Source organism: Flavobacterium sp. JAS, assembly GCF_020991455.1.
Classification (GTDB): domain Bacteria; phylum Bacteroidota; class Bacteroidia; order Flavobacteriales; family Flavobacteriaceae; genus Flavobacterium.
In genome coordinates this window covers 39,332-54,343 of the sequence record NZ_JAJMOX010000003.1, presented here as the reverse complement: position 1 = coordinate 54,343, position 15,012 = coordinate 39,332, and the positions used below count along the sequence as shown (strand labels likewise).

The following is a 15,012-nucleotide window of genomic DNA, read 5'->3' as shown; positions in this document are numbered from 1 at the left end:
TCCAATTTTCGGTTGTATTTGTCATTTCGAGGAACGAGAAATCTCCGCAAGTAGCTCGACAAAGATTAAAGAATGTTGGAACGGAGTTTCTTGCGAGGATTTCTCGTTCCTCGAAATGACAAGATTGGGTTTTGATTACGAAAATATTATCATGAAAATGATTGCCCTAGCCCCGATAGAAGTGGAAATCCTTTTGTGTAATGAAATGAAACAAAAGATTGAAACGGATAGCGGGATTAGCTCCTAAAAAAAATGATTAATACAAAAACTAAATTTGGTTGCTTTTAAATTCAAAAAAAGCAACCAAATTAACTAACCAAATAACCACAAAATAGCTCCAGTATGAAACTTAAACCTTTCTTATCAATTCTACTCTTTGGAAGCCTGTTTGCCAACGCACAAAATAAACCCACTATAAAAGAATACAAAAAAGTATTCACGACCTATCCGTTTTCAGATCCTGATCCTATTCCTAAACCAGATACAAAAGTCTATCCGTATTTTCGTTTTGATGGTTTTACAGATAAACCGGTGCAGAAAGAATGGAAAGTTATCGAACTTGAAAACGATTATATCAAAATAATGATTCTGCCTGAAATTGGCGGAAAAGTTTGGTCGGCTATAGAAAAATCAACTGGAAAAGATTTTATTTACAACAATCATGTCATCAAATTTAGAGATATTGCCATGCGCGGTCCGTGGACAAGCGGCGGTGTTGAAGGGAATTACGGAATTATTGGGCATACGCCAAATTGCGCTACTCCAGTAGATTATACAACTATTACAAGACCTGACGGAAGTGTAAGTTGCGTTATTGGTGTTTTGGATTTATTGACACGTACTTCTTGGAAATTGGATATCAATTTGCCAAAAGACAAAGCTTATTTTACTACAAATTCATTTTGGTTTAACGCAACCGAAGCAGAACAACCTTATTATACGTGGATGAATACCGGTATAAAAGCTTCAGAAAATTTACAATTTATTTATCCGGGACAAAGTTATATTGGTCACAACGGCGAACATAATCCGTGGCCACTTGATAAAAAAACCGGCAAAGATTTATCTTTCTATAAAAACAATAATTTTGGCGGTTACAAATCGTATCACGTTTTTGGTAAATACGATGATTTCTTTGGCGGATATTACCATGACGAAGATTTCGGGATGGGACGATATGGCAATCACGATGACAAACCCGGCAAGAAAATATGGATCTGGGGATTGTCTCAACAAGGTATGATTTGGGAAAAATTATTGACCGATACTGACGGACAATATGTAGAAGTTCAAAGCGGAAGATTATTCAATCAGGCGAGTGAAGGCAGTAATTTAACGCCTTTTAAACAACGTTCTTTTGCGCCTTATCAAACTGATTCCTGGACAGAATACTGGTTTCCGGTAAAACAAACTAAAGGTTTTGTAAAAGCCAATAATTACGGAGCTGTAAATGTCAAAAACGAAAACGGCTGGTTGAAAATCTACTTTTCTCCGCTTCAAAAACTAAACGAAAAATTAGAAGTTTTTGATAACGATAAGAAAATCTATTCTAAAGATATTTCGGTAAACACCTTACAAGTATTCAAAGATTCGATTCAGATTTCGGTTAACGAAAACAAATTAAGATTGACACTTGGCGAAAATAAATTGGTTTGGAATTCGGCTCCGGAAGAGGGCAATTTGGCTCGACCATTAGAAGTTCCTAAAGATTTCGACAACAACTCGGTTTATGGACTATATCTGCAAGGAAAAAATTATATCAGTTTTAAAGATTATGTAAAAGCAGAAGAAAACCTGAATATGTGCCTTAAAAAAGATCCAAACTATGCTCCTGCTCTATCTGCTTTGGCCTCTTTACAAATTAGAAAATTGCAATACAAAGAAGCTGTAATTTCAGCAAGTAAAGCATTAGCTATAGATACTTACGATCCTGCTGCCAATTATTATTACGGACTTGCAAATCTGTATTTAGGAAATATAATGGATGCAAAAGACGGTTTTGATATTGCTGCGGCTGGTGTTGAATTCCGCAGTCCCGCTTACACCGCTTTGAGCAAAATTTACTTTAGTGAAAACGATCAGGCAAAAGCGATTGAATATGCTGAGAAAAGTTTGCTAAACAATCAATACAATCTCGAAGGTTTACAAGTTTTGGTGGTACTTTATCGTCTGCAAAACAATGCTGAGAAAGCAACCGAAACCTTAAATAAAATTAATACTGTTGATCCCTTAAATCATTTTGCTGGTTTCGAACGATTCCTTTGGGAAAATTCAGAAGCCACAAAACTGCATTTCACATCACTTATACAAAACGAAATGCCAGAACAAACCTATCTAGAACTAGGAATTTGGTATCAGCATCTGGGCCGCAAGGATGAAGCGCTTAAAGTCTTTTCGCTAGCGGCTCCAAGTGCCGAAATTATATACTGGAAAACATTTTTAGAAAACAAAGCTGTTGATTTATCTAAAATTCAACCGGGAACTAGCTTTCCATTCCGTGGAGAAACGGCAATTATTCTCGAAAAACTGATCCAGAAAAATGATCAATGGCAATTGAAATATCATTTAGGATTAGTTGAATGGAATCGTGATAATCTTTCAAAAGCAAAAGACTTATTCACGCAATGTGGCGCAAAACCAAACGATCCGGCTTTTTATGCGGCTAAAGCTTCTTTGTTCAAAGACGATTCGCAATTGGTAATTGCAAGCCTTCAACAAGCAATTAAACTGGACAATCAAAGTTGGAGATATCCTAAATTACTGGCAGAACATTATATCGCTTTAAAACAAAACGACAAAGCGCTGGCAATTGCTGAACCTTTTTATAAAAAACATCCCGAAAATTATTTAATGGGAATGTTGTATGCCAAAACATTATTGCTAAATAAAAAATATGCTGTCGCAGATGCTTTTTTAACCAAGTTGGAAATTCTTCCGTTTGAAGGCGCAACAATTGGACGTCAATTGTATCATGAAGCTAAATTAATGCAGGCTGTAGCCGAAATGAAAAACAAGCAATACAAAAAAGCATTACAATTTATTGCCGATGCAAAATTATGGCCTCAAAATCTGGGCGTAGGCAAACCGTATGATGTTGATATTGACGAAAGATTAGAAAATTGGCTGGATTATCAATGTTACACAAACCTTGATGATACCGAAAAAGCAAAACAATCACTACAAAAAATCACTGCTTTTAATCCGAAAATTGACAATACAGTTATGAATTTCCTGCCGGCAAATCAATTGATTTCGGCTTGGGCGATCGAGAAAACTTCTTCGGCAAAAGAAGCAGAAAAATGGTTAAAAAGTCAGGCAGATTTATATCCGACAAACAAGATTGTTCAATGGTCATTAGAAGTTTACACCAAAAAACAATCGGATATTTTAACTGCAGATGAAAAAGATGGTGAGGTTAGAATTATAGAAAAATTATAAGAAGCAACTGAATATAGAACCCGCTGGTTGTAATTATTTTAACACATAGAAACATAGGATTATTGAACTCAAAAAAGGCGTTTCACTTGCATTAACACACATAGCTATGTGTGAGAAACGAGTTTCTTTTTGATTTACTTTTTTTCAAAAACATAAAATCTATGTTTCTATGTGTTTAAATATTATTTTTTACGAATTACACCCAACAGTTGAATATAGAATCGATTACTAACCAAATTAACTACAGTTAATAAAAACCTACACTAAATGAAACATCTGGTTTTACTTTGCACTCTATTTTTCCTTTCTAATAATTATGCTCAAAGTTCTATAGACTCAGTTTCCTTAAAAGAAGATTTAGCTTTTTTTAAAGATAATTTAGCTACAAAATTAAAAAAGGGCATAAAATATGAACAATTAGATAAGATTAAAAATAAAGAAATTCATGATGCAGCCATACAAATGCTTAAGGGTGAATATGATTTCAATTATAGATTAGCTACTTACAAAGCTTATTTATCGCCAACAACCTTAGGAAAAAAGTTATCCATTGGTGATGGTTACAGCAAATATGAAAACATTACTGGCATTTATTTACCTTTAGGTAAACACGTAGTTCTGGTAGAGAATATTGCAAAAAATAAAACTGTCGATTTAGTTATACCTAATTGGAACAGACAGCCGCCTGCAGGAATTGCGCCCGATCAGGATCCTAATTGGGGAATTGAAAAAAAAACATATCCTTTAAAAAATGGTATAAACATTATAGAGGTTAAAGACTTCGATGGTTTGGCTTACATTAATTATTATTCTGAAGAACCTAAAAAAGAAAACGCAATTAAAATTCATTTTATTGATGCCCAAATAAATGGATTTTTTGATTCGGGAAAACAAAAAAATGAAGATTGGAATAAACTTTTGGACAACACTATTTATCCTATGATAGATGCCAGAGGAAAGTATATTCAAACCGTTTATCCTAAAGCTGATTTAAAAAAATATGCTTACAACAAAGGGGTAGAATTACTAAATTGTTATGACACTTTGATCCATCGTCAACATCGACTTATGGGTTTAATCAAATACAATCTTGTGCCAAACAATAGGATATTGGCTCGTGTAAACTACAATTACTATATGTTTAGGGACGAAGATGGAATAGCTTATATGGGTGGTAAATCAGGTTATGCATTAGGAATGGTACTTGATCCGGCAAAAGTAATAGCTGGTGATCCGGCATGGGGATTTAGCCACGAAACCGGTCATGTACATCAGCTCCAACCCTATTTTAATTGGGGAGGACTCTGTGAAGTAAGCAATAATGTTTTCACCATGTATGTTATCAAGTCATTAGGGATTAAATCTCGTCTTATAGAAGGTAACTACTATGATTCTGCAAGAAAAAAAGTTATCGAAAAAAAAGAAAGTTATTTAAAAGTGGGTGGGAGTTTTGAACCGCTTGTGCCTTTTTGGCAACTGCAATTATACTTCGAGAAAGCAGGTAAGAATCCTGATTTTTACCCAGACCTTTTTGAAGCATTTAGAAAACAAGCGAACAATACTAATAAAGTAAAAGCCAATGAAAATCCGGCTGTTTACCAACTCAATTTTATAAAAACTGCATGTGAAGTCAGTAAAGTTGATTTAACCGACTTTTTTGATTCCTATGGATTCTTTTATGTGGGCAATTTCGAAGGAGATTGTTACGGAAAATATCAATACAATATGACCGAAAAAATGGCAATGGATTGTAAAAAAGAAATAAAATCGAAAAATTATCCAAAACCAGTTTTAGATATAACTACCTTAACTGATTAATTTTTAAATTTAAAGTTTTAAAATATACTAAACCCGATAACCATAAATACAAAAAATGAATAAACAATTGCTAAAATATACCCTTTTAAGTCTTGTTGCCATAATGGGACAAAATATTGAGGCGCAAAATGCGGATCAAAATAAGGAAGACATCACCACTTACAGAGTTACACCACTAAAAGTTCATGACTTATTACATACAAAACTCGAAGTATCATTTGATTATGGAAAACGTTATTTGTACGGAAAAGAATGGCTGACTTTAAAACCGCATTTTTACGAAACTGATGCTCTTACGCTTGACGCCAAAGGAATGGATTTTAAAGAAATTGCTATAATTCAGGGAGCTAAAAAGATACCTTTAAAATACACGTATGACAACGAACAGGTTTTTATTACGCTGGACAGAAAGTATAAAGGTTCTGAAAAGTATATCATTTACATCGATTATACCGCAAAACCTGATGAATTAAAAGCAAAAGGAAGTGCTGCTATTACGGATGCAAAAGGATTGTATTTTATAAATCCTGACGGAAAAGACGACAAACCAATCCAGATTTGGACTCAAGGCGAGACAGAAGCTTCTTCTGCATGGTTTCCTACGATTGACAAACCAAACCAAAAAACAACTTCTGAAATTGCAATGACAGTTGATGCAAAATATGTTTCGTTATCAAATGGAAAATTAGTTTCGCAAAAAGCTAACAAAAACGGAACTCGTACCGATACCTGGAAAATGGATGTACCACATTCGCCATATTTGTTTATGATGGCGGTTGGAGATTTTAAAATTTTTAAAGATACTTATAACGGAAAAGAAGTTAATTACTATCTGGAGCCAAAATATGCGCCGTATGCCAAACAAATATTCGGAAAAACTCCTGATATGATGAAGTTTTACGGCAAAATGTTGGGTGTAGAATATCCATGGGTAAAATATTCTCAAGTCGTAGCCAGAGATTACGTTTCTGGTGCAATGGAAAATACATCGGCTACTTTGCATGGTGAATATGTACAAAAAACAGAAAGAGAATTATTAGATGACAATCAGGAAAGCACCATTGCTCACGAACTTTTTCACCAATGGTTTGGAGATTATGTAACGGCTGAATCATGGTCTAACTTAACAATGAACGAATCTTTTGCCACTTTTGGTGAGGTACTTTGGCACGGTCACGATGCCGGACAAGATGCTGAGGACAGATCTCGTTATGAAAAATTACAAAACTGTTTACGTTCTTCAAAAGATGGAGTAAGCCCGCCATTAGCCCGCTTTTATTACAAAGACAAAGAAGATATGTTTGACAATATCAGTTACTCAAAAGGCTCTATTATATTGTATGCGGCAAAAAATCAAATGGGTGACGAAGCGTTTTTCAAATCGTTAAATCGTTACTTAACTACAAATGCATACAAATCAGGTGAATCTCACCAATTGCGTTTGGCAATGGAAGAAGTTACCGGAAAAGACTGGAGCCCGTATTTTAACCAATGGTATTATCAGGGAGGAAATCCTATTTTGAATGTCGAATACGGATATGCAAACGGAAAAGCTACAATTGCAGTAAAACAAACTCAGGCAAGCTCAATTCAGACTTTTAGCTTACCATTAAAAGTTGATTTTTATGTAAACGGAACTAAAATCAGAAAAGACATTTTGATTGATCAAAGAGAACAAAGTTTCAGTTTTGATGTACCGGCACAACCAACTTTTATTGATCTTGATCCTGATAAAATTTTAGTTGGTCAGGTGATTGAAAACAAAAAAGTAGCGGATTATTTGTTCCAATATAAAAATGTTCCATCTTATTATAACAGAATAGAAGCTATCAAATTTGCGTCAAAAGAGAAAAGTCATGATTCACAATTGATACTTTTGGCAGGTCTTGAAGATCAACAAGATGATTTAAGAATCCTGAGTATCAAAGGAATTGATTTAAGTGATAATCAAATCAAAGATGCTGCAATTAAATCTTTACTTAACATTGCCAAAAATGATAAAAAGACAGCTGCCAGAGCTGCCGCGATTATAAAATTAGCCGGAACTGGCGATGCTTCTTATAAAGGACTAATGGAAGAAAGTATTAAAAACCAATCTTATAATGTAATTGCTGCGGGAATAACGGGATTATCAAAATACTCTGCAGATGAGGCAGACAAAGCATTATCTACATTAGACGAGGATACTAAAAAACACGTAACACCATTAATTAAAAGGTTAAATAATCAAAAATAGTTAGCAAAAATCTTTGCTGTTAATATCACATACGGAATATAATAAAGACTAAGTTTAGTCCTTGTTATATTCCGTTACTTTTTTCACGTCCAATATTTTAGAAATAAACATATAAATAAAATGAAAAAAATATTTTTAACATACACCCTATTATCTCTTTTAACCATTTGTACTGCACAAAATAAGGTCAAAAAAATAAATGTAAAAGATTATGGGATTATTCCCAATACTAAAGAAAATTTAACCGCAAAAGTTAATCAGCTCATTGAAGGATTGGGGAACGAATCGGTACAAATCATTTTTCCAAAAGGCCGCTATGATTTCTATCCGGATGCTAAATATTACAGAACCTATTACGAGAGTAATACTTATGATGCCGACACTCGAAAATTAGCAATCCTTATCAAAGAGAAAAAAAACATTTTGATTGATGCACAACAATCTGATTTTGTATATCATGAACATATTCAGCCTTTTACTTTAGACAATGCAGAAAACATCACTATTAAAAATGTAAATATTGATTGGGATGTTACGCTAACTTCTGAAAGTGAAGTTATTGAAGCCGATGAAAATCATATTTTAATGAAAATTGATATTGCTCAATCTCCATACAAAATCCATGAAAAAGGATTGACTTTTGTGGGTGAAAATGCAAAAGAAAACTGGGCGCTATCTGAGGGTTCCTGGCTAATTGAATTTGATAAAAACCACATCATTCCCGCAAACACTGGTGATAATGGTTGTGTAAAAGGGGATCTAAAAAATGTAAAATATAGCGAGATAAAACCTGGATTGGTATTAATGGAAGGGAAATTTACCAAAACTCCAAAAGTTGGAAATTTCCTTATACTAAGGCACGGCACTCGTGATCACGCCGGAATGTTTTTATTTCATAGTAAAAATACCAAACTCGAGAATATTAATGTCTATCATACTTCAGGATTGGGAATTTTATCTCAATACTGCGAAAACATAGAAATGAGAAACGTAAATATGATCCCGAATCCGCATAAGAATCGTTATCTCAGTGGTCACGATGATGGATTGCATTTTATGGGATGCAAAGGCGAAATCATAATAGACAATTGTGATGCACAAGGCTTAATGGATGATCCTATCAACATTCACGGAACTTATGTGCCTGTCATGCAAAAAATAGACGACTATGCGGTAAAATGCAACTTTGGGCAAGATATGTCTCACGGATTATTATGGGCAGTTGCTGGAGATAAAGTTGGTTTTATTCAGAAGAAAGAAATGAATACATTGTTTTATGGCACGGTTTCTAGTTTTGAACCTTTGGATGTAGATCATTTTATCATCAGATTCAAAGATAAAATTCCAGCTAACCTAGATGCCAATTTTGTCCTAGAGAATTTAAGCTGGACTCCAAATGCTACTATTACCAATTGTTTTGTAGGCAGCAACAGAGCGCGCGGGTATTTGATCTCTACTCCAGGTAAAGTAATTATCGAAAATAATGTATTCGAAACCAGCGGTTCGGCAATTCTTATTGCCGGCGATGCTAATTATTGGTTCGAAAGTGGTGCCGTAAAAGACATTACCATCAAAAACAATGAATTTAGGTTTCCTTGTAATTCCTCTTATTATCAGTTTTGTGAAGCCATTATCAGTATTTATCCTGAAATTCCGGCGCCAAATGCCTTGCAGCCTTTTCATAAAAATATAAAAATCGAAAACAATAGTTTTAATCCATCAGACTACCCTATTCTTTATGCCGTTTCTGTAGATGGATTAAGTTTTAAGAACAACATTATAAAACGCAGTTTTGCTTTCACGCCTTGGTATCCTGAAAAATACAATTTTAGAATTGAAGCTTGTAAAAACGTAGAAATTAGCGGAAACAAAATCGGAAAAGAGGTATTAGGAAAAAACATTCTTTTGAAAGGAATGCAACGTAAAGAATTAAACTTAAAGAATACAGAACTAAGTGTTGAAATAGCAAAATCGCATTAAATTCTCTTTGCAGTTTACAAAGAATATACATCACATTTAAATCAAAAAAATGATTTGTCTTATTTTATGTGCTCGAGAACACAAATTTAGTGTGTTCGAGCACATTTTTTATGTTTTTTCTTGGTTAATCAAAATATATTCGATAGTTTCGTTAAACAATAAAAATTCAGCACGAATTTATTCATGCCTTTCTATCATTTTAAGTCGCTCATTAATAGATTAAAACATAAAAAAAATCAAGTATTTAAAATAAAAACAACCAGACTCAAACCCATAATTTTTTAGGTTTTTGTTTTTGAAGCCTCTCTAATTTGGTTCATTAGAGAGGTAATTCAAAAAAAACTAATCAACCATAAAATGAAAAACTTATTTTACTTATTTCTCGCTTCAGTATTAGTGCCTTTTTCTGCTGTAGCTAAAGCCGATTCTTCGATAAAAAAGATAACTATCGGAAATCCGAAAAACGAAATCTCGCTGCCACTTGGCGGTAACGCTTACAGCTCTAAACATATTGACGGAAGCAATACCCTAACAGATAATGGCATCGAAAACTGGACAGATTCTAAGGAAATTTTTACGGCTTATTTTAGAATTTATAAAGCTGGGACATTTCGAATTACCGTTGAAGAATCTGTTGAAGTTTTTGGAAAATCAGAATTAGAATTTTTGATCAACGGAACTTCTAAAAAAGTAAAATTCGACACTACAAAAAAGGCAATAACTGTTGGAAACTGGAAAATCGACAAAGCAGGTTATGTTGCTATTAAAATAAAAGGAATCACTAAAACCGGAAATCAATTTCCGTCTATTAATCGTCTAACAATTTCAAGTGAAGATTATGATGGTAAAATTGCTTATGTCCCAAATGACGAAGGAAATTTTTACCATTGGGGACGCCGCGGACCATCTGTACATTTGAACTATCAGGTTCCTGAAACTACAAATGCCGAATGGTATTATAACGAAGTTACCGTTCCGGAAAATGAAGACAAAATAGGTTCTTATTTCATGGCAAACGGTTTTGGAGAAGGTTATTTTGGAATTCAGGTAAACTCGGCAACCGAAAGAAGAATTTTATTTTCGGTTTGGAGTCCGTTTAATACCGATGATCCCAAAAGTATTCCGGAAACGCATAAAATCAAAATGCTTAAAAAAGGGGAAAATGTTCATACTGGCGAATTCGGAAGCGAAGGTTCCGGCGGACAAAGTTATCTGCAATACAGTTGGAAATCAGGAACAACCTATAAATTCTTGCTTCACGGAATTCCCCAAAACAACAACAGCACCAATTATACCGCTTATTTTTTTGCTCCCGAGTTGAACAAATGGCTTTTAATTGCCAGTTTTAACCGTCCACAAACCAATACGTATTTAAAAAGATTTCATTCGTTTTTAGAAAATTTTGTTCCGGAACAAGGCGATTTATCACGCAAAGTTTTATTTAACAATCAGTGGATTTGCGACGATAAAGGAACCTGGACAGAAATTAATTCAACCCGTTTTACAACAGATAATACCGGCGCAAAAGAGTATCGAATGGATTTTGCAGGCGGACTTGACAAAGGTTCATTTTATCTAAAAGACGGAGGTTTTTTTAACGATTACATAACACCTAAAACCATTTTTACCAGACCATTAAACAATAAAAAACCAGAAATCAATTTCAACAATTTACCTTGATAAATTGATTAAAAAAAACAAATTAACTATGAAAACCAATTTTTTAAAATTCATATTAGTCGCTTTTGTTTTGTTCGGAGGAACGATTGCATCGGCACAAATGATTAAAACCAAAACTCCTTCACGTCCAAAAGATCAACAAGATGTTTTGCGTTTGGCCACAGATCCAATTCCAACTGTTCGCGTTGCCTTTATCGGACTTGGAATGCGCGGTCCCGGAGCTGTTGAACGTATGACTCATATTCCCGGTGTCGAAATCGTCGCGCTTTGTGATATGTTAGAAAAAAACACACAATCGGCAAATGAAATTCTGACCAAAGCGGGACTTCCAAAAGCACAGGAATTTTTTGGAGACGAAAATGCCTGGAGAAAAGTCACAGCATTGCCAAATGTAGATTTAGTCTATGTTGCCACAGATTGGAAACATCACGCTTTAATTGGAGTTCAGGCTATGAAACATGGTAAACACGTTGCAATAGAAGTTCCCGGAGCCTTAACAATGAAAGAAATTTGGGATCTTATCGATACCTCCGAAAAAACCAGAAAACATTGTATGCAGCTTGAAAATTGCGTTTATGATTTCTTCGAACTGACGACATTAAACATGGCGCAACAAGGTTTATTTGGCGAAATTCTGCATGCCGAAGGATCTTATATTCACGGACTTCAGCCTTTTTGGGGTGAATACTGGAACAACTGGAGAATGGATTACAACATCAAACATCGTGGTGATGTTTACGCCACTCACGGAATGGGGCCAGCTTGTCAGGCGTTGAATATTCATCGTGGTGACAAAATGAATTTTCTGGTTTCTATGGATACAAAAGCGGTTGGAAATCCGGCTTATATCAAAGAAAAATCAGGTCAGGAAATAAAAGATTTTAGAAACGGAGATCATACAATGACAATGATTCGTACTGAAAACGGAAAAACAATTCAAATTCAGCATGATGTGACTTCTCCTCGCCCTTATAGCAGAATGTATCAATTGAGCGGAACGAAAGGTTTTGCAAACAAATATCCGTTAGAAGGTTATGCTTTAGATGGTAAAGAATTAGGCGATGATGTAAAACCAAATCACGAAAAATTAAGCGCACATTCATTTGTTCCTGAAGAAGTTAAAAAAACTTTGATGGAAAAATACAAACATCCGATTGTGAAAAATATCGAAGAACAAGCCAAAAAAGTAGGCGGTCACGGCGGAATGGATTTCGTAATGGATTATCGTTTGATCCACTGCTTACAAAAAGGACTTCCACTTGATATGGATGTTTACGATTTAGCTGAGTGGTCTTGTTTAGGGCCTTTAACAGAAATATCATTGGATAAAGGTTCTGTTCCGGTAGAAATTCCTGATTTCACTCGTGGCGGATGGAACAAATTACAAAAATTAGAATTTTCAGAATAAATATTTATTGGTTAGTTGAAGGAAGCAAGAGGGCAAGTCATGGTGCCCTCTTGCTTATTTTATGACATTTTTGAACAAGAAATAAAACAAAAAATGAAAAACATTTCTTCATTTCTAATATTTGTATTAATGGTTTGTGCCGTAAATGCACAGCAATTTTCTGGCAAAACCCAACCTGTTTCTCAATATGAGCTTAATTTTAAAACTCTCGCAACAACATGGGATGAAGGCATTCCGTTGGGAAATGGAATGATTGGTGCTTTGGTATGGCAAAAAGGGAATAATTTACGGATGTCATTAGATCGCGCCGATTTATGGGATATACGACCGATGAAAGATTTACATCTTAAGGAATTTAGTTATAAATGGGTTGAAGAGCAAGTCGAAAAGAAAGAATACGACATTGTACAAAAATATTTTGATGACCCTTATGATAATGAACCCGCTCCGAGTAAAATACCTGGCGGTTCTTTAGAATTTGATATCCAAAATTGGGGAACAGTTACCTCTGTAAAACTTTCCCTTAAAGATGCTATATGCGAGGTAAAATGGGATAATGGGACCATTTTAAAAACATTTGTACATGCTACTCAACCTATTGGATGGTTTCGTTTTGAGAATCTAAAAGAGGAATTTACACCTCATTTATTAATGCCAAAATATCAAGGAGAAATAACAAACTCAGGAGACCCCGTTGGAGGAGATGATTTAGCCAGATTGGGATATAAACAAGGGAAAGTTACGCAGGAAGGAAACTCTATTTCGTATGAACAAGAAGGATGGGGAGGATTTAAATATCAGATAAGTCTGACCTGGAAAAAAATAAATAATACTACTATTGAAGGCGTATGGAGTATTTCTTCTCAAGATCCAAATAAAGAAATAAATCCTCTTGCTTCCAGTATTATCAAAAAGGCATTACAACGAGGATATAATACCGATTTAAAAAGTCACACCTTATGGTGGGCGAAATTCTGGAATCAGTCAGCCATTCAAATACCAGATTCTTTATTAGAAAAACAATGGTATTTAGAGCAATACAAGTTTGGTTCTGCAGCTCGAAAAGGAGCTCCTCCAATCTCATTACAAGCAGTTTGGACTGCAGATAATGGTCGTTTACCTCCATGGAAAGGTGATTACCATCATGATCTGAATACCCAATTAAGCTATTGGCCTTCTTATAGTAGCAACCATCTGGAAGAAGCCGCTGGGTATATAGATCATTTAGAAAAAAATAAAGCCAACTATAAACGGTATACCAAAATGTATTTTGGAGTTGATGGTCTGGCTGTTCCCGGAGTGACAACGCTGGATGGTACAGAAATGGGAGGATGGATACAATATTCTCTCTCTCCTACCGTATCTGCTTGGTTGGGACATCATTATTATCTACAATGGCGTTATAGCATGGATCGTAAATTCCTGGAACAAAAAGCATATCCGTGGATTAAAGACGTAGCAAAATTTTTGGAACAAATAACGGTTAAAGATGAAAAAGGCTTCAGAAAACTACCTATTAGTTCCAGCCCGGAGACTAATGATAATGACATTTCAGCCTGGTTTAATCAAAATTCCAATTATGATTTAGCTCTTATGACTTTTACCTTTAAAGCAGCATCAGAATTGGCTGAAGAACTGGGACTAAAACAAGAAGCAATTCATTGGAAACAAATACAGAATGAATTTCCCGATTATGCCATCTCCGTAAATAATGAAATGATGATTACACCAACATTACCCTATAATAATTCGCATCGTCACTTTTCTCATTTGATGGCGATACATCCCTTGGGACTTATTAAATGGGAGGATGGAGAAAAATCCCAAGCTCTTATTAAAAATACAATTAAGTTGTTAGATACTATTGGACCTGATTACTGGTGCGGATATTCTTATTCATGGATGGCAAACATAAAAGCAAGGGCTAAAGATGGTGAAGGTGCTGCCAAGGATTTGGAAATTTTTGCTAAGGCTTTTTGTCTTAAAAATAGTTTTCATGTAAATGGGGACCAAACCAAATCCGGTTATTCAAAATTTCAATACCGACCATTTACATTAGAAGGCAATTTTGCATTTGCCGCTGGCCTCCAAGAAATGCTATTGCAAAGTTACGCTGGTTTTATAGAGATTATGCCTGCAGTACCCGTTTTATGGAAGAACATTTCCTATGATAAATTAAGAGCAGAAGGAGCCTTTATTATAAGTGCTTCAAAAGAAAATGGATTGGTAAAACAAGTTAAGATAGTAGCGGAACAAGGAGGAAAAACAAAACTAAAAATACCTTTTAAAAACTGGATTGTCGATTCCAAAAATTCCGTAAAAATAAAACAACTCTCAGAGGATTTTTTGGAGCTTACTTTTAAGAAAAATGGATCGCTTGTTTTAAAAAATAATCCTAATTAATCAAGAGCCTATAAAAATAAAAAAGCCATCAGAAAATATATCTTGATGG

General features: G+C 34.7%; 7 protein-coding genes. All 7 read left to right on the top strand.

The features are described 5' to 3' along the window. Positions 1–342 precede the first annotated feature (342 nt). The 7 genes from LPB88_RS04295 (at position 343) to LPB88_RS04265 (ending at position 14,963) form a co-directional block, all read left to right on the top strand. On the top strand, positions 343–3,438 hold the full coding sequence (locus LPB88_RS04295) for a DUF5107 domain-containing protein (RefSeq protein ID WP_230712796.1): 3,096 nt from the start codon (positions 343–345) through the stop codon (positions 3,436–3,438). Between the two features lie 267 nt (positions 3,439–3,705). After that, entirely contained in the window at positions 3,706–5,256 is a 1,551-nt protein-coding gene (locus LPB88_RS04290) for a M60 family metallopeptidase (RefSeq protein ID WP_230712794.1), read from the top strand. Positions 5,257–5,311: 55 nt separating this feature from the next. After that, the gene (locus LPB88_RS04285) at positions 5,312–7,492 is read left to right on the top strand and encodes a M1 family metallopeptidase (protein WP_230712787.1); all 2,181 of its coding nucleotides are present in this window, start codon (positions 5,312–5,314) and stop codon (positions 7,490–7,492) included. A gap of 120 nt (positions 7,493–7,612) precedes the next feature. Beyond that, positions 7,613–9,472, top strand: coding sequence for a hypothetical protein (locus LPB88_RS04280; RefSeq protein ID WP_230712785.1), 1,860 nt, complete (start codon positions 7,613–7,615; stop codon positions 9,470–9,472). Between the two features lie 357 nt (positions 9,473–9,829). Further along, a complete protein-coding gene (locus LPB88_RS04275) occupies positions 9,830–11,152 on the top strand; it encodes a DUF3472 domain-containing protein (RefSeq protein WP_230712783.1) in 1,323 nt (440 codons plus the stop codon). Positions 11,153–11,180: 28 nt separating this feature from the next. After that, a complete protein-coding gene (locus tag LPB88_RS04270) occupies positions 11,181–12,560 on the top strand; it encodes a Gfo/Idh/MocA family protein (protein ID WP_230712781.1) in 1,380 nt (459 codons plus the stop codon). 93 nt (positions 12,561–12,653) lie between these two features. Next, positions 12,654–14,963, top strand: a complete 2,310-nt coding sequence (locus LPB88_RS04265; RefSeq protein WP_230712779.1) for a glycoside hydrolase family 95-like protein — start codon at positions 12,654–12,656, stop codon at positions 14,961–14,963. Positions 14,964–15,012 lie beyond the last annotated feature (49 nt).